The 15,780-nt window shown below is 73.5% G+C and carries 16 protein-coding genes and 1 pseudogene; 11 read left to right on the top strand and 6 right to left on the bottom strand.

Translation table 11 applies throughout. From position 1 onward, the window contains the following. Positions 1–6: 6 nt before the first annotated feature. From ACWGKU_RS16690 to ACWGKU_RS16680, 3 genes are all read right to left on the bottom strand, one after another. Positions 7–1,149: a glycerate kinase gene (locus ACWGKU_RS16690; protein ID WP_452177460.1), complete on the bottom strand. Its 1,143-nt coding sequence runs from the start codon at positions 1,147–1,149 to the stop codon at positions 7–9. A gap of 235 nt (positions 1,150–1,384) precedes the next feature. Further along, positions 1,385–2,293 (bottom strand): 2-hydroxy-3-oxopropionate reductase, encoded by a 909-nt coding sequence (locus tag ACWGKU_RS16685; protein ID WP_452177459.1) that lies wholly within the window; start codon positions 2,291–2,293, stop codon positions 1,385–1,387. Between the two features lie 193 nt (positions 2,294–2,486). Further along, complete coding sequence (locus tag ACWGKU_RS16680) at positions 2,487–3,332, bottom strand: TIM barrel protein (RefSeq protein ID WP_452177458.1); 846 nt, start codon at positions 3,330–3,332, stop codon at positions 2,487–2,489. A 206-nt stretch (positions 3,333–3,538) separates the two neighbouring features. On the opposite strand from ACWGKU_RS16680, the gene ACWGKU_RS16675 reads away from it, so the two are divergent. From ACWGKU_RS16675 to ACWGKU_RS16645, 7 genes and pseudogenes are all read left to right on the top strand, one after another. Beyond that, entirely contained in the window at positions 3,539–3,793 is a 255-nt protein-coding gene (locus ACWGKU_RS16675; RefSeq protein ID WP_359911788.1) for a thiamine-binding protein, read from the top strand. After that, on the top strand, positions 3,790–4,170 hold the full coding sequence (locus ACWGKU_RS16670) for a helix-turn-helix domain-containing protein (RefSeq protein WP_452177457.1): 381 nt from the start codon (positions 3,790–3,792) through the stop codon (positions 4,168–4,170). The genes ACWGKU_RS16675 and ACWGKU_RS16670 overlap by 4 nt, the downstream gene beginning before the upstream one ends. A gap of 248 nt (positions 4,171–4,418) precedes the next feature. Next, complete coding sequence (gene uraD / locus ACWGKU_RS16665) at positions 4,419–4,922, top strand: 2-oxo-4-hydroxy-4-carboxy-5-ureidoimidazoline decarboxylase (protein WP_401052014.1); 504 nt, start codon at positions 4,419–4,421, stop codon at positions 4,920–4,922. A 95-nt stretch (positions 4,923–5,017) separates the two neighbouring features. Next, the gene (gene uraH / locus ACWGKU_RS16660) at positions 5,018–5,353 is read left to right on the top strand and encodes a hydroxyisourate hydrolase (protein WP_359911797.1); all 336 of its coding nucleotides are present in this window, start codon (positions 5,018–5,020) and stop codon (positions 5,351–5,353) included. Positions 5,354–5,386: 33 nt separating this feature from the next. Continuing rightward, positions 5,387–6,307, top strand: a complete 921-nt coding sequence (gene pucL, locus ACWGKU_RS16655) for a factor-independent urate hydroxylase (protein WP_401052017.1) — start codon at positions 5,387–5,389, stop codon at positions 6,305–6,307. Between the two features lie 249 nt (positions 6,308–6,556). Next, positions 6,557–6,679 (top strand): annotated as a pseudogene (locus ACWGKU_RS16650) (solute carrier family 23 protein); the annotation flags it as partial. Between the two features lie 310 nt (positions 6,680–6,989). Next, positions 6,990–8,375, top strand: coding sequence for an 8-oxoguanine deaminase (locus ACWGKU_RS16645; RefSeq protein WP_452177456.1), 1,386 nt, complete (start codon positions 6,990–6,992; stop codon positions 8,373–8,375). 269 nt (positions 8,376–8,644) lie between these two features. Here ACWGKU_RS16645 and ACWGKU_RS16640 read toward each other — a convergent pair whose 3' ends face one another. Further along, entirely contained in the window at positions 8,645–9,892 is a 1,248-nt protein-coding gene (locus ACWGKU_RS16640) for an MFS transporter (RefSeq protein WP_401055359.1), read from the bottom strand. Between the two features lie 55 nt (positions 9,893–9,947). Here ACWGKU_RS16640 and ACWGKU_RS16635 point away from each other — a divergent pair, with 55 nt between their 5' ends. Further along, positions 9,948–10,988 (top strand): helix-turn-helix domain-containing protein, encoded by a 1,041-nt coding sequence (locus ACWGKU_RS16635; protein WP_452177455.1) that lies wholly within the window; start codon positions 9,948–9,950, stop codon positions 10,986–10,988. A gap of 118 nt (positions 10,989–11,106) precedes the next feature. On the opposite strand, the gene ACWGKU_RS16630 is transcribed toward ACWGKU_RS16635, so the two are convergent. Beyond that, positions 11,107–11,508 carry an allophanate hydrolase-related protein gene (locus tag ACWGKU_RS16630; protein ID WP_359898542.1) on the bottom strand — a complete coding sequence of 134 codons (402 nt, stop codon included), beginning with the start codon at positions 11,506–11,508 and terminating at the stop codon, positions 11,107–11,109. 144 nt (positions 11,509–11,652) lie between these two features. Beyond that, positions 11,653–13,305 (bottom strand): malate synthase A, encoded by a 1,653-nt coding sequence (gene aceB, locus ACWGKU_RS16625; protein ID WP_452177454.1) that lies wholly within the window; start codon positions 13,303–13,305, stop codon positions 11,653–11,655. Positions 13,306–13,508: 203 nt separating this feature from the next. Between aceB and ACWGKU_RS16620 the strand changes: the two genes are divergently transcribed. The 3 genes from ACWGKU_RS16620 (at position 13,509) to ACWGKU_RS16610 (ending at position 15,678) form a co-directional block, all read left to right on the top strand. Then, on the top strand, positions 13,509–14,306 hold the full coding sequence (locus ACWGKU_RS16620; protein ID WP_452177453.1) for an IclR family transcriptional regulator: 798 nt from the start codon (positions 13,509–13,511) through the stop codon (positions 14,304–14,306). A 447-nt stretch (positions 14,307–14,753) separates the two neighbouring features. Beyond that, a complete protein-coding gene (locus tag ACWGKU_RS16615; RefSeq protein WP_452177452.1) occupies positions 14,754–15,401 on the top strand; it encodes a hypothetical protein in 648 nt (215 codons plus the stop codon). A gap of 106 nt (positions 15,402–15,507) precedes the next feature. Continuing rightward, entirely contained in the window at positions 15,508–15,678 is a 171-nt protein-coding gene (locus tag ACWGKU_RS16610) for a hypothetical protein (RefSeq protein ID WP_401050219.1), read from the top strand. The last annotated feature ends 102 nt before the right edge of the window (positions 15,679–15,780 follow it).

Here is a 15,780-nt window from a genome sequence, read left to right as displayed (position 1 = left end):
CGGGGTTCAGCCCGGCAGCAGCTCGCCGGCCAGCCTCTCCCCCGCGAGTTCGGCCAGCTCACCGGCCCTGGTCATGCTCTCCCCCGGCCGCTCGGCCAGATCGGTCAGGGCGATCGCGGCGGTGAAACCGGCGGCCCGCCACTCGGGCTCGGAGAGCTCCAGCCGGCCCGCCACGGCGGCCACCCGAACCCCCGCCCGGGCGGCCGCGGCGGCGACTCCGGCGGGGGCCTTGCCGTGGAGCGTCTGCGCGTCCAGGCAGCCCTCGCCGGTCACGACGAGGCGTGCCCCGCGCACGGCCCCGTCGAAGCCCAACAGGTCGAGCAGCAGCTCGATGCCCGGGCGCATGGTGGCGCCGAGCAGGGCCAGGGCGGCGAAGCCCACCCCGCCCGCGGCGCCGGCGCCGGGCGCCTCCCGAAGGTCCCGCCCGGTGGCCTCGGCCACCAGGTCGGCGAACCGGGTCAGCCCCTCCTCCAGCACCACCAGGTCCTCGCCGTCGGCGCCCTTCTGCGGGCCGTAGACGGCCGGGGCGCCGCGCGGGCCGAGCAGCGGGTTGTCCACGTCGCAGGCCACCACGACCTCGACCCCGCCCAGGGCCTCGGCCAGCGGGCCGAGGTCGATCTCCGCGAGCCGGCGCAACGCGGCGCCGCCGGGCGGCAGTTCGGCGCCGCCGGCGTCGAGCAGCCGTACCCCGAGCGCCTGCACCATGCCGGCGCCGCCGTCCGTACCGGCGCTGCCGCCCAGGCCCAGCACGATCCGCTTCACGCCGAGCGAGACCGCCCTGGCGATCAGCTGGCCGACCCCGTAGGACCCGGCCGTGAGCGGGGCGGCGCGACCGCCGGGCAGCCGGGCGAGGCCGGAGGCCTGCGCCAGCTCGACCACGGCGGTGTCGTCCCGGACGGCCAGCGCGGCGTCCACCGGCAGGCCGGTCGGGCCGGCCACCTTGGCCGGGACCCGGTCGAACCCGGCCGCGAGCGCGGCGGCCAGGGTGCCCTCGCCGCCGTCGGCGACGGGCAGTTCGCGCACCTCGGTGCCGGGCGCGGCACGCCGGATGCCGGCGGCGATCCGGGCCGCCGCCTCGGCGCCCTCCAGGCTGCCCTTGAACTTGTCGGGGGCGACGACCACATGGCCCTGGTGGGGGATGGCGGGCATGGTGCGGTCCTCGCTTCCGTACGGGTCCGGCGGTGGCTCTGCGGTGTGCGTCCAGCATGGGCCCGGGTGTCCCGGGGGGCCAGTGCCCGGGCCGGGGCGGCCGGCGGGCGGACGGATGAGCCCCGGCCCGCACGCCGGCCGGGCCTGGCCTCCTGGCGGCGCGGGCACGACCGGAATGGGTACACGCCGCCAGGAGGAGCTCGGGCCGGGGGCTCCGCGAGGGAGCCCCCGGGGATCAGGGCCGGTCGGACCCGCCCTGTGCGGCCCCGCGCCCGGAGAGCCGCTCGACGCCGCGCAGGAGCGCCGAGTGGTCGAGCGAGCCGTCGCCGTTGGCCCGGGCGGAGGCGACCAGCTGGGCCACCACGGCGCCGACCGGCAGCGCGGCGCCCACGGCGCGGGCGGCGTCGGTGACGATGCCCATGTCCTTGTGGTGCAGGTCGATCCGGAAACCGGGGGCGAACTCGCGGTTCAGCATGTTCGCCTTCTTGCGGTTGAGCACCGTGGAGCCGGCCAGGCCGCCGCCGAGCACGTCCAGCGCGGCCGCCAGGTCGACGCCGGCGTTCTCCAGGAACACGACGGCCTCGGCGAGCACCTGGATGTTGACCGCGACGATCAGCTGGTTGGCGGCCTTGACGGTCTGGCCGGCGCCGGCCGGGCCGACGTGGACGACCGTGGTGCCCAGCGCGTCGAACAGCGGCCTGGCCTCGGCGAAGTCCTCGGCGGCGCCGCCGACCATGATCGACAGGACGGCCTCGACGGCACCGGCCTCGCCGCCGGAGACGGGGGCGTCCAGGGTGCGGACGCCCTTCTCCCCGGCGGCGGCCTCGACCTTGATCGAGGTCTGCGGGGTGATCGAGGACATGTCGATCACCAGGGCGCCGGGCGCGGCGTTCTCCACCACCCCGCCCTCGCCCAGGACGACCTGCTCGACCTGCGGGTCGGCCGGGACCATGGTGATGACCACCTCGGCGTCCTTCACCGCGTCCGCGATGCTGGTGGCACCGTGGCCGCCGGCCGCGACCAGGGCGTCGATCGGCGGCCGGGTGAGGTTGAAGCCGGTGACGTGGTGGCCGGCCCTGACCAGGTTGGCGGCCATCGGGCTGCCCATGATGCCGAGGCCGATGAAGGCGATCTTGCGGCTCATCGCGTCGAGTTTCCTTACGTGTGCGGGTGGGAGGTCGGGTGGGTCGGCGGCGAGGCCCGGCGAGGCCCGGCGACGCCGCGCGAGTCGGCGGCATGCGGCTCGGCGGCGCGCACGTCGGCGGCACACGGCTCGGCGGCGCGCACGCCGGCGGCATGCGGCTCGGCGGCGCTCATCGACTCCGCCGCGCGGCCGGCTACCCGACGGCGCGCAGCTCGCGCGGCAGCCACCCGAAGCTGTCGGCGCTGACGCCGGTGGAGGGGCGGTACTCCAGGCCGATCGAACCGCTGCAACCCGCGGCCGTGAGCCTGGCGAAGAGGTCCTCGAAGTCCAGGTCGCCGGTGCCGGGCTCGTTGCGGCCCGGGTGGTCGGCGATCTGCACGTGGCCGATCCGGTCGGCGTACGCGTCGATGACCGCCGGCAGGTCCTCGCCGTTCCTGGCCAGGTGGTACAGGTCGCAGAGGAACCTGGCGTTCCCGAGGCCGGTGGCGGCGTTGACCTTGTCGACGACCTCGACGGCGGCGGCGGCCGAGACCAGCGGGTAGTGCGGCGACTCGTCCTTGTTCAGGGCCTCGACGAGCAGGATCGCGCCGATCCCGTGCGCGGCCCGCGCGGCGAGCACCAGGTGCTCCAGCGCGAGCGCGTCCTGCTCGGCCGGGTCGACGCCCTCGGCCCGGTTGCCGTACAGCGCGTTGAGCGCGGTGGCGCCGAGCGAGGCGGCGAGCTCCGCGGCGACCGGGAGGTTGGCGCGGAAGCGGTCCCGCTCGGACGGCACCGAGACGGTGCCGCGGGCGCCCCGGCTCAGGTCGTCCAGGAGGTTCAGGCCGGTGAGCCGTACGCCGGCGTCGGTGAACGCCTTGCGCAGCGCGTCCAGTTCGGCCTGCGAGGGGTCGTGCTCCGCCCCGAAGGGCCACCACAGTTCGGCGGCCGTGAAGCCGGCCGCGGCGGCCGCGGCGGGGCGCTCCAGGAGCGGCAGTTCGCCGAACAGGATCGACAGGTTGACCGTGAAGCCGTGCTGGGCTGCCGCCGTCACGTCGCTCACCTCTCTTCCCTCTTCCTTCATCCGCAACTTCCACGATCCGAAAGAGGGGTTCTGTGTGATGGAAGCATTTCCGGCCCGCCGAGCGAGCGTCAAGGGAGTCGCAACAATTTGTTGAAGCCGCCTCATGGGCATGCCGCCGCCCGGGGCCGGACTGTTCGATCACCCGGGCCCTGCCCGCCCGCACCCCCGCTCGCTACAGTGACCCCGTGCGATTGATGGTGGAGTTCACGACAGAACCGTTCGAACTGGACACGTTCCCGGAGCACGCCGCGGCGGCCCGCAAGGTCGTCGACGAGGCCGGCCTGGCCGTGTCGGTCGGCCCCTTCGGCACCGGCGCCGAGGGCGGGGCCGAGCAGGTCCTCGCGGCGGTGACCAAGCTGCTCAGGGAGACCCTGGACGCCGGGGCGACCCGGATCTCGGTCCAGGTCAGCGTGCTGGGCGAGGAGGACGGTACGCCGTGACCGAGAACGTGGAACACCCGCTCGCCGCGGCGGTGAAGCCACTGCTGGCCGCGGTCGGCGCGACGCCCGTCCCCCTGGACGAGGCGAAGCCCGACGACGTGGTCCTGGAGTGGGAGGGCGTCCCGGCCCTGGCCGTCCGACTGCCCCACCTGGGCAGCGCGCTGGACCGGCTGCTCACCGAGATGACCCGCCAGTTCGACGGCCGCCCGCTGGCCGGGCTCGACCGGCTGGAGAAGCAGCGGGTCGTCGCCCTGCTGGAGGAGCGCGGCGCCTTCACCGTCCGCCACGGCGTGGAGACCGTCGCCTCCGCCCTGGGCGTCAGCCGCTTCACCGTGTACAACTACCTGAATCGCCAGGACGGCGCCAAGCCGTCCTGACGCCCCGGTTCGACGCCCTCCGGGGCACGTGCGGGCCCCCGCCCCGGGGGCTTCCGAACGGGTGACCCCGCCGGCACGGCAGGAGTGGATCGGCCTGCGGCGGGGCACACTTGGCGAATCGCACACGAAAGGGCCCGGCATCGCGGCCCGGTTCAAAACGTAACCACCAACAGTTCAACAAAGTGTTGACGGCCGGGTGGGGTCGATCTAGCTTGTCCGGGTGGCACCACTCTTCAGGAGGTCCACCCGTGACCAACCACCCCCACGCCCTTGACGCCCTGGCCGCGGCCGACGCCGCGGAGCTGGAAGAGATCCTGCTGGAGGTGTGCTCCAGCCCCCGCTGGGCCGCCGCGGTCGCGGCGGCCCAGCCGTGGTCCGACCGTGAGGCCCTGCTCGCCGCCAACGCGGCGGCCATGGCGTCGCTGACGACCGAGGACCTGCGCGACGCGATGGCCGGACACGCCCGGATCGGCACGCCCGTGGCGGGCGACGCCACCTCCGAGCGCGAACAGGCCGGGATCCGGGGCGTGGACCAGGCGGTCCTCGACGAACTGCGCGAGGCCAACGCCGCCTACGAGGCCAAGTTCGGCCACGTGTTCCTGATCTGCGCGACCGGCCGCACCGCGGTCGGCATGCTCGCCGCCCTGCGCGAGCGCCACCCCAACGACGCCGCCGCCGAGGCGGAGACCGTCCGCGAGGAGCTGCGCAAGATCAACGACATCCGGCTCGACCGCCTGCTCGACACTTTCTGACGTACCGTCACATGCTGTCGCACCGAACCTTCCCGGGAATCCCAGCGAAAATCTGACGCATCATCACCTCCGCCATCAGTAAGGCCACTTCACCCATGACCGGCATCTCCACCCACGTGCTCGACACCAGCCTCGGCCGGCCGGCCGAAGGCGTCCCGGTCGAGCTCGCACTGCACACCGAGGGTGGCTGGCAGGTGCTCGGCACCTCCGCCACGGACTCCGACGGCCGGGTCGCGGACCTGCCGGCCGTGGAGGCGGGCTCGGTCGTCCGGCTGCTCTTCGGCACCGGCGCGTACCACGCGCTCAAGTCCGCCGAACCGCCGTTCTTCCCCGAGGTCTCGATCGTCTTCACGGTCGCGCCCGAACAGCACCACTACCACGTGCCGCTGCTGCTCAACCCGTTCGGATACTCGGTCTACCGCGGAAGCTAGTGGACCGACCTTGAAAAGCTTAGGAGCCACGTCATGGCCCACGTGCTCGGTCAGAACCAGTACGGCAAGGCGGAGAACCGCATCGTCCGGATCCACCGCGACTCCTCCCGGCACGAGATCAAGGACCTGAACGTCTCGGTCTCGCTCCGCGGCGAGTTCGAGGACGTCCACCTCACCGGGTCCAACGCCAACTGCCTCCCCACCGACACCACCAAGAACACCGTCTACGCCTTCGCCAAGGAGCACGGCATCGAGTCGGCCGAGGCGTTCGGCATCCTCCTGGCGCGCCACTTCGTCGACGACACCGAGCGCGGCGTCGTGCACAGCGCCCGGATCCGGATCGAGGAGTACGCCTGGGACCGGATCAGGACGCCGGACAGCTCGGCCCGCTTCATCGGCTCGGAGGAGGTGGGCCACTCCTTCGTCCGCAGCGGCCAGGAGGTGCGCACCAGCGAGATCGTCTACGACGGGGAGTCCGTCCAGGTCGTCTCCGGCCTGAAGGACCTCGTCGTCATGAACTCCACCAACTCGGAGTTCTGGGGCTACATCAAGGACGGCTACACCACCCTCCAGGAGGCGTACGACCGCATCCTCGCCACCCAGGTCACCGCCCGCTGGAAGTTCGGCTACAGCGGGAAGGACGGCGAGGCCCAGCCCCACTGGAACCGCTCCTACACCCGGGTGAGGCGGCACCTGCTGGAGGCTTTCGCCGAGACCTACTCCTACTCGCTGCAGCAGACCCTGCACGCGATGGGCACCCGGGTCCTCAACAACCGCGCCGAGGTGGACGAGGTCCGCCTCGAACTGCCGAACAAGCACCACTTCCTGGTCGACCTGGAACCGTTCGGCCTCAAGAACGACAACGAGGTCTACTTCGCCGCGGACCGCATGTACGGCCTGATCGAGGGCACCGTGCACCGCGAGGGCGTCGTCCCGGTCATCCCGGTCGCCTGACCTCCCCCACCCGGTGGACGCCGCCCGGAAATCGCCGCACCTCCGGCCCCCACGGACCGGTCGGGTGCGGGCGGACCGCTCCATCCACGGCAACCGCTCCCGCGGTTCCACCCGCACCAGCCGTTCCATCCGCTCCAGCGGTTCCGTCCGCACCAGCGGTTTCTCCACCCCCACCCCCCACCCACCGGAGTTCGTGCCTGCCTCGCGGCGGCCGGCGGAGGCATCCTGGTCCTGCTGGGGCTGTTCCCCGTGCTGGGCTCGGTCGTCTCCCTGGTTCCGCAGCCCGTCCTCGGCGGCGCCGGGATCGTGCTCTTCGGCACGGTCGCGGCCAGCGGCATCCGCACCCTCGCGGAGGCCGGCATGGAGTCCGGCTCGCACACCATCCTGGTGTCGGTCTCGCTCGGTGTCGGCATCGTCCCGATCGCCGTGCCGACGTTCTACGACTCCTTCCCGGAGGCCGTCCGGACCCTGATGCACTCGGGGATCTCGGCCGGCTGCGTGATGGCCGTCCTGCTCAACCTGCTCTTCCACCACGTCGGAGCCGCCCGCGGTCCCGGTCCGGCCAGGCCCCGGCGCGACGGTACCGACGGCGACACCGTCCTGACCGGCCCGGGAGGGGCGTGCACCGTGCGGTGCGCGCCCTCCCCCGGCCCTTCCCGGCCCTCCCCCAAGGAGTCACACCATGGCAGTCCAGCCCCCGCCCGCCGACCAGCGGATCGTGATCGAGAACGCCGCGATCGCCACCGTGGACGCGAACGACACCGAGTACGCCCGCGGCCACGTGGTCGTCCTCGGCAACACCATCGAGACGGTGGGCGACGGCCCCGCCCCCGCGTGGCTGGACAACGTGGTGCGCCGGATCAACGGCGAGGGCCACCTGATCACCCCCGGCCTGGTCAACACCCACCACCACTTCTACCAGTGGATCACCCGCGGCCTGGCCCAGGACCACATCCTGTTCGACTGGCTGGTCGCCCTCTACCCGACCTGGGCCCGGATCGACGACAAGCTCGTGCACGCCGCCGCCCAGGGCTCCGCCGCCGCACTGCTCAAGTCCGGCTGCACCACGGCCTCCGACCACCACTACGTCTTCCCGAAAGGTGGCGGCGACGTCCTCGGCGCCTCCATCGAGGCCGTCCGGGAACTCGGCCTGCGCTTCACCGCGCTGCGCGGCTCGATGGACCGCTCCCGGAAGGACGGCGGACTGCCGCCGGACCACGCGGTCGAGGAACTGGACGACATCCTGACCGCCTCCGAGGCCGCCGTGGACCGGTACCACGACTCCTCCTTCGGCTCGATGCTGCACATCGCCATCGCGCCCTGCTCCCCCTTCTCCGTCTCCACCGACCTGCTCCGCCGGTCCGCCGAACTCGCCCGCCGCAAGGGCGTCCGGCTGCACACCCACGGCTCGGAGACGGCCGAGGAGGAACAGTTCTGCAAGGAGCTGTTCGGCATGGGGCCGACCGACTACTTCGAGTCGGTCGGCTGGCTCGGCGAGGACGTCTGGATGGCGCACTGCGTGCACATGAACGACTCCGACATCGCCAAGTTCGCCGAGACCGGCACCGGCGTCGCCCACTGCCCGTCCTCCAACGCCCGCCTGGCGGCCGGCATCGCCCGGGTGCCCGACATGCTCCGGGCCGGCGTCCCGGTCGGGCTCGGCGTCGACGGCACCGCCTCCAACGAATCCGGCGAGCTGGGCACGGAGCTGCGCAACGCGCTGCTGATCAACCGCCTGCACGGCTCCCCCACCGCACTGACCGGACGGCAGGCACTGCGCCTGGGCACCATGGGCGGCGCCCGGGTGCTCGGCCGGCAGGACGAGATCGGCTCGATCGAGGCCGGCAAGCTCGCCGACCTGGCGCTGTGGAAGATCGACGGGATCATGCACTCGTCCATCGCCGACCCGGTCGCCGCGCTCACCTTCGGGGCGCTCCCGCCGCTGTCGGTGGTGTTCGTCAACGGCAACGCGGTGGTCGAGAAGGGGCGCCTGACCACCGTCGACGAGGACCGGATCGCGCGCGACTGCGCGCGCGCCGCCCGCGAACTGGCGGCCCGTCCGCTCTGATGCCCACCCCTGACTCCGGGAGCGCCCAGGGACGGTGCGCCCCCGGACTCCGCACACCCCGACGGGTGTGCGGACCCCGGCCCCGGATCCACGGCGAGGATCCGGGGCCGCGGCGTGCCTCCGGCCCGCTCCCACCCCCGTGGGAAGCGGGCCGGACGATCGGGGGCCGCGGTTCGGGTCTCGTTTGACCGGGCCCGTTGACCGGGGGCCGTTGACCGGGGCCGCGGAGCAGGGCCCGTTGACCGGGGCCGGTTGACCAGGGTTCGTGGTCAGCGGGCGGCGGCCGGTTGCTCCGCGTACCGGACGGCGGCCGGGAGAGCGGCGCCCGCGAGGACGAACACACCGGCCAGGACGGCCCAGCCGACCACGCCGTGGTCGACCACGGTCAGGCTGATCACCAGCGGGCCGATCACGTGGGCCGCCGCCTGGCCGCTCATGAACACGCCCTGGTACTCGCCGTGGGAACGCGGATCGGCCAGGTCCAGGCTCAGCGTCCAACCGCCCGCCGAGGTGAGCAGCTCGCCGAGGCTGTGCACCAGGGCGCCGACCAGGATCGCCGCGGTGGCGACCGCGGCCGGGCCCGACTGCGCCGCCGCGTAGAGCAGGCAGCCGCCCGCCAGCAGCAGGCCGCCCCGGGCACAGGCCCGGGCCGCCGACGGAACGTCGTCCACATCCCGGCTCGCCCGGACCTGGAACACCACCACCAGCAGGCAGTTGACCACGCTGACCGCCGCGACCACCGCCGCCGGCGCGTCCGTCGCGAGCACGACCCACAGCGGGATCCCCACGGTGAGCACCGGGAGCTGGAGCTCCAGCAGCGCGTGCAGCACGGTGACCAGCAGGTAGCGGCGGTCGCGCAGCACCGTCCGCCGTCCCGCGGCGGCCTCCGGGGCACCGTCCCGGCCGACCGTCAGGTCACGGACGGGGAGGCCGGCCAGCAGCGCCGTCGCACCCAGGAAGCTCGCGGCGTCCAGGACCATCACGGTGACGTACCCGGCGTAGCTGTCGGACTGCAGCGCCAGCGCCGCGCCGCCGGACCCGACCACCAGCCCCGCGTTCATCACCGAGCGCAGCAGCGACCGTGAACGCACCTGGCTCTCGGCCGGCAGCGTCCGGGCGATCAGGGCGCTGCGCACCGCCGCCGCGCCGCGCTCCAGCACCGTGGCCGCACAGGCCAGGGCGACGAAGGCGGCGAAGGAGTGCACGAAGGCGTAGCCGACCACGGCGAGCGCCTCCAGCGGCCCGACCACCATCAGCAGCCGCTTGCTGCCGACCCGGTCGGCGAGCCGGCCCATCGGCAGCCCGGCGAACACCCCGCAGACGCCGGCCGCGCTCAGCCCGAGCGCGATCCGGCCCGGGGTCAGGCCGACGGAGCGGGTCAGGAACAGCACGCCGACGGTCACGAACAGACCGTTGCCGACGGTGTTCACCAGGCTCATCAGGGCGAGCCTGCGCAGCAGGGGGTCGGCCGGCAGCAGCCGTCGGACGGCGGAGGGAAGCACCGCGGCAGAGGTCATGGCAGTAGGACAGCGGGCTTCCCCCGGCGGCGGAACTCTTTTACCGTTACGGTCAATGTTCGAGTTCCATCTGGGCGTCGACGACCTCGCCGCCACCTGGTTCGGCTACTCCGCCCTGCAGGAGGCGGTGTTGAGCCTGCGCGCCCGCCGCTGGCCCCTGCGCTACCCGGAGCAGCAGCCGTGGATCGCCGGCTGGCAGGACCGCTACGAGACGCTGGACACCGCACTGCTGGAGTCGATGATCGCGCCGGTCGGCTTCGTGCCGGACTTCCTCACGCCCCGTCCGCTCGGCCCCCGTCCGGACTTCTCGGCCGAGTTGGCGCGGCTGGCGGCCACCCCGCCGGAGGTGGTGCGGGCCGACGTACTGGAGGCCTACCGGGGCGGCGGGAAACCCAGCCCGCTGCCGCCGGTGCTGGCCGGGCTGATCGACGACCCGGCGGCGCTGGCCGCCCGGACGGCCGAGGCGCTGGACGCGTACTGGACGCGCTGCCTCGCCCCCGCCTGGTGGCCGCGCGCCCGCTCGGTGCTGGAGGCGGACATCGCCCACCGGGGGCGGATGCTCTCGGAGCACGGGGCGGACGGGCTGTTCGCGGACCTCGACGCCAGGCTGAGCTGGCACGCCGGGGTGCTGCGGCTCGTCGACCCGCACCCGGCGGTGAAGGCGGTGGGCACCACGGTGAAGGTCGCCGGGCGCGGATTGGTGCTGATCCCGACGCTGTTCGGGCTCGGGGCGCAGACCGATGTCACCCAGGCGGGGCCGCCGCTGGTCTGCTACCCGGCGCGCGGCAAGGCGACGATGGCCGAGGGCCTGGGGCCCGCCGGCGCCGGGGCAGGGGCGGTGGCCGACGGGCCGCTGGCCGGACTGATCGGCGCCCCCAGGGCCAGGCTGCTGGCACTGCTGGAGACCCCGGCCAGCACGACGGAGCTGGCGCACCGGCTCGGGGTCACCCCGGGTGCGGTCAGCCGCCACCTGGGCGCGCTCGCGGCGGCCGGGCTGCTGGAGCGCAACCGGCTCGGCCGCAGCGTGCTGTACCGGCGCAGCCGGCTGGGCGACGCGGTGGTGGCGGGGCGCCGGCACCTCGCGGCGGGGGGCTGACGGCTTTCGGCGAACGGATTTCAGTGACGGATTTCAGCGGACGGATGACAGATGACAGATGATGAAAGTTGTCAGCTGTCATCCGTCATCCATCCCGGCCGGCGCGGGCCGTCCGCCGTCAGGCCTCGCGTCCGATCGTCCTGAGGTAGGCGCGCCAGCCGCCGTGGTGGGTGATCTCGCGGTGCACCCCGCGCTCGACCTCGCCGCGGGCCAGCAGCATCGACAGGCAGGCCGAGCCGTCCTCCAACTCGATCACGCCCAGTTCCAGTTCGCGCGGCTCGCCCGGCAGGATGACGTCGCGCAGTCGCTCCAGCGGGATGTCGTACAGCTCGCCCTCGATCGCGGTGCCCGCCTCCGGGTCCGCCAGCAGCCCCGGGCAGACGTCCGTCCCGCCGCTGTGGTCGATGGAGAAGAATCGGTAGCCGGGGGCGGTCCTGGCCGGCCCGAGCAGCGAGTCGGCGACCTTGCTGTGGAAGGGGCCGCCGGTCATCGCCTGGCCGTTGAAGAACATGCGCGCCATGGGTGAACTCCTTGCGTGGAACGGACCGTTCCGTACGGCGACGAGAGGACAGGCGGATTCGTCGCCGTACGGAACGGAACGGTGGACCGCCGGAGTGCCGCGTCCCGGCGGACGGCAGCGGTGACACCGGCGGGTAGGTGGGGATCAGCCCAGCAGGGGCAGCGCGGGGAGGGTCAGGAAGTCCACGAACTCCTCGGCCAGGGCGACCTGTTCGAAGAGCTCGGCGGCCTCGCGCCAGCGGCCGGCACCGTAGGCCTCCTCGCCCAGCTCGGCGAGGAGTTCGGCCAGCTCCGCGGCGACCAGGGTGCGGACCAGATCGGCGGTGGTCTTCTCGCCGGTGTCGGACAGCACGACCCCGTTGTGGATCCACTGCCAGATCTGCGAGCGGGAGATCTCGGCGGTGGCGGCGTCCTCCATCATGTTGAAGATGCCGACGGCCCCGAGGCCGCGCAGCCAGGCCTCGATGTAGCGGATCCCGACCTGGACGGCGTTGTGCAGCCCCGCACGGGTGCAGGTGCCGCCGGCGCCGGCGATGTCGAGCAGCTGGGCGGCGGTCACCGGCTCGGCCGGGCCGGGATTGTCCTTCTGGTGGGGCCGCCCGCCGAGCACCGCGTCGAAGGAGGCCCGGGCGACCGGCACCAGGTCGGGGTGGGCGACCCAGGAGCCGTCGAAGCCGTTGCCGGCCTCGCGGTCCTTGTCGGCCTTGACCTTCTCCAGTGCGGAGGCGTTGACCTCCGGGTCGCGGCGGCTCGGGATGAACGCGGCCATGCCCCCGATCGCGTGGGCACCGCGCCGGTGGCAGGTCTGCACCAGCAGCCGGGTGTAGGCGGCCATGAAGGGCGAGGCCATGGTGACGCTGTTGCGGTCCGGCAGGATGTAGTGCTCGCCGGCGTCGCGGAAGTTCTTGACGATCGAGAACAGGTAGTCCCAGCGCCCGGCGTTGAGGCCGGCCGCGTGGTCGCGCAGCTCGTAGAGGATCTCGTCCATCTCGAACGCGGCCGTGATGGTCTCGATCAGCACGGTCGCCCGGATCGTGCCGTACGGGATGCCGAGTTCGGCCTGGGCGTGGGTGAACACGTCGTTCCACAGACGGGCTTCGAGGTGGCTCTCGGTCTTCGGCAGGTAGAAGTACGGGCCGGAGTTGGGGTCCTCGGCGCCCCTGGCCAGCAGCCGGGCGGCGTTGTGGAAGAAGTAGAGCCCGAAGTCGACGAACGCACCGGCCACCGGGGTGCCGTCGACCAGCAGGTGGTTCTCGTCCAGGTGCCAGCCGCGCGGGCGGACGACGACGGTGGCGAGCTCGGCGGCGGGCTTGAGGGTGTAGGCCTTGCCGGCCGTGCTGGTGAAGTCGATCCGGCCCTCGAAGGCGTCGATCAGGTTGACCTGGCCGCCGACCACGTTCTCCCAGGTCGGGGAGGTGGCGTCCTCGAAGTCCGCGAGCCAGATCCGCGCCCCGGAGTTGAGCGCGTTGACGACCATCTTGCGGTCGGTCGGGCCGGTGATCTCGACCCGGCGGTCCTGGAGGGCGCGCGGCGCCTCGGCGACCTTCCAGTCCGCGGCCCGGATCCCGGCGGTCCCGGGGAGGAAGCCCAGCGTGCCGGCGGCGGCGATCTCGGTACGGCGGGCCTTGCGCCCGGCCAGCAGCTCCTGCCGGCGCCCCTCGAAGGCGCGATGGAGCCCGGCGACGAAGGCGATCGCCTCCGGAGTGAGCACCTCCTCCGCCCGGTGGACGCGCGGACCGGCGACAGTGACGACCGGAGCGGCGGGGGAGGCGCCGAGGGGCCCTTGATCTGCGGCCATGAGCAGGACACTCCTAAGACGGTTGAGCCTGGCGAAGGGAGCTCCGGTAGGAACTTCCCCGGGGAACTTCCTCGATCGGAACCCGCCTGTCGGCGAGTTCGATTCTGTAAAGTGGAGACTAGTTTCCGCGATACAGAATTTCAACGGTTTGTTGAAGAGGTCGCCGGGACTCTACTCCTCCCCCGACAGTGAAGGAAACGCCGGTGGTTGCGACCCCCGACCCAGCATCGACGACAGGCACCGAGCGCGCGAGCGGCGGCGTGCAGTCCGTCGAGCGCGCCTTCCAACTCCTGGAGGCGCTCGCCGACTCCGGAGGCGTGGCCACGCTCAGCGAACTCTCCACCAGTTCCGGCCTCCCGATGCCGACGATCCACCGACTGGTTCGTACCCTCGTCCAGCAGGGCTATGTCCGCCAGGACACCGCGCGCCGCTACACCCTCGGCCCCCGGCTGATCCGCCTGGGCGAGACCGCCGGCCGACTGCTCGGCAGCTGGGCCCGCCCGTACCTGGCCGAGCTCATGGAGGCCACCGGCGAGACCGCCAACCTGGCGGTGCTGGAGGGCGGCGAGGTGGTGTACGTCGGACAGGTGCAGTCGCGCCGCTCGATGCGGATGTTCACCGAGGTCGGCCGACGGGTGCAGCCGCACTGCACCGGCGTCGGCAAGGCACTGCTCGCCCAGTTGCCCAAGGACGAGGCCCGCGCCGTCCTCGGCCCCAACCCCCTGCCCGCCCACACCGAGTACACGGTCACCGACCCGCAGGAGCTGATGCGCCAGCTCGCCGAGGCGCGCGAGCGCGGCTACGTGGTCGACGACCAGGAGCAGGAGATCGGCGTCCGGTGCATCGCGCTCGCCGTCCCCGGCGCGCCGACGCCCACCGCCCTCTCCGTCTCCGGACCGGAGGCCCGCATCCGGGCCCTGGAGGAGCAGGCCGGGGCCGCCTCGCTGGTACCGGTGATGCACCAGATCGCGACCCGGCTGGGTCAGGTCCTCGCACCCTGACGGCACGTCAACCACCGTTGCCGGTCGACCCGGTCGGAGCGGCGTGCCGCGTCATCCGTTCGAGCGGACGCCGGGCGGGTTGCCGCCGGGCTCCGGCGGCGGCTCCGCCACCCTGGTGCCGACGCGGCTCGCAACGGCGCGGGCGGCCGGGACGCGAGGGCAGGGTGAGCGGGGATGGAGCAGCAGCACCGGGACGTGCGGAGCGCCGTTCAGGGCGGTGGCGGCGGGGTACGGGGTGACGACGTGCCGGGCGGTGGCGCGGCGGGCGGTGGCGCGGCAGGTGACGTCGCGGCGGGCGGTGGCCTGCGGGGCCGTCGCCTGCGGGGACGTGGTCTGCGGGGACGTGGCCTGCGCAGTGCCGGCCTGTTGGGCGACGGCCGGCGTGCCGCGGGAGGCAGGGGGTTCGGCGGAGCCGGGCTGGTCGCGGCCGTGGCGGCGGGGTGCGCGGTGACGGTACTGGCCACCGACCCGTCCTGGGCGTTGCTACGCCCCGAGCCCCGGCCTGCGGTGGAGGTCGTCGCGACGGGCGCGCCCGAGGCGTCCATCCTGCCTGCGCCGGTGACGACCGGCGCCTCCACCCTGCCGGCACCGGCCAAGCCCGGGGCGGGGACGGCCGCTTCCGGTACCGGCACCGGTACCGGCTCGGAAGCGGCCGGAGCCTCCACACTGCCCGCACCCGCCGCCGCCCGACCGTCCGACTCCGACCTGGAGGTGGTCCGGATCGACCCGGACCCGGCCACGCCCGGCGGCACCACCACCATCCACGCCTTCGTCGGCAACGGAGGCCCGGACACCACCGCCTCCCCGTTCACGGTCGTGATCACCCTGCCGGAGGGCGTGAGCCCGGAGGGCCCGTACTTCCCGTCCGACTGCCGGGTGACGGGCCACGGCCGCGTCGTGCGGTGCGTCTTCGGAGCCGGGCTGCGGGAGGGGCGCAGCGCGACCGCCCTCATCCCGGTCCGACTCGACCCGGAACTGCCGGTGGGCAGACTGAGCGGCGGCTCGGTCACGGTGCGCAGCGCGGACGACCGGAACGATGGCAACAACCGGCAGCCGTTCGACATCAGGGTGGTCGAGGCGACTGCCGGTTCCTGAGTCGCGCGGTTCCGCCGGCGGGGCCGGCCCGGCCGGCGGAACCGTCCCGGCGGTGGCCGGGTCCGGAGGTGGCCGGGTCCGGAGGTGGCCCCAGCTGATCGCGCCGTTGAACTCGTCCGACCAGGTCAGCGCCTCTTCGGCGACCGAGGAGGACAGCGCCAGGGTGCTCGGGGTGGTGGTCGGCGCCGGGGCCGGGGTGGACGTCCCGGCGGCGGGGTCCGCGAGGGCGCAGCTCACAGTGGTGTCGATCAACGGCCCTGCGTGGCAGTCGAGTTGAACATTCTCCGGCGCCGGGAGCCGCCACGTCGACCGGAGAGCCCCCGAGCCGGGCCCCGCCCCAGCCGCACACGCGCGGCCGCGCCGTGGCGGACCGTACCGT

The sequence above is a fragment of the Kitasatospora sp. NPDC054768 genome, from assembly GCF_053612025.1.
The sequence above is the reverse complement of the archived record's forward strand: the minus strand, read 5'-3'. Positions and strand labels throughout refer to the sequence as shown.

Coding starts and splice junctions, on each gene's coding strand:
- uraH (WP_359911797.1), top strand. CDS start 5,018: ATGACCGGCATCTCCACCCACGTGCTCGACACCAGCCTCGGCCGGCCG.
- ACWGKU_RS16640 (WP_401055359.1), bottom strand. CDS start 9,892: ATGACCTCTGCCGCGGTGCTTCCCTCCGCCGTCCGACGGCTGCTGCCG.
- ACWGKU_RS16690 (WP_452177460.1), bottom strand. CDS start 1,149: ATGCCCGCCATCCCCCACCAGGGCCATGTGGTCGTCGCCCCCGACAAG.
- ACWGKU_RS16685 (WP_452177459.1), bottom strand. CDS start 2,293: ATGAGCCGCAAGATCGCCTTCATCGGCCTCGGCATCATGGGCAGCCCG.
- aceB (WP_452177454.1), bottom strand. CDS start 13,305: ATGGCCGCAGATCAAGGGCCCCTCGGCGCCTCCCCCGCCGCTCCGGTC.
- ACWGKU_RS16635 (WP_452177455.1), top strand. CDS start 9,948: ATGTTCGAGTTCCATCTGGGCGTCGACGACCTCGCCGCCACCTGGTTC.
- pucL (WP_401052017.1), top strand. CDS start 5,387: ATGGCCCACGTGCTCGGTCAGAACCAGTACGGCAAGGCGGAGAACCGC.
- ACWGKU_RS16630 (WP_359898542.1), bottom strand. CDS start 11,508: ATGGCGCGCATGTTCTTCAACGGCCAGGCGATGACCGGCGGCCCCTTC.
- ACWGKU_RS16645 (WP_452177456.1), top strand. CDS start 6,990: ATGGCAGTCCAGCCCCCGCCCGCCGACCAGCGGATCGTGATCGAGAAC.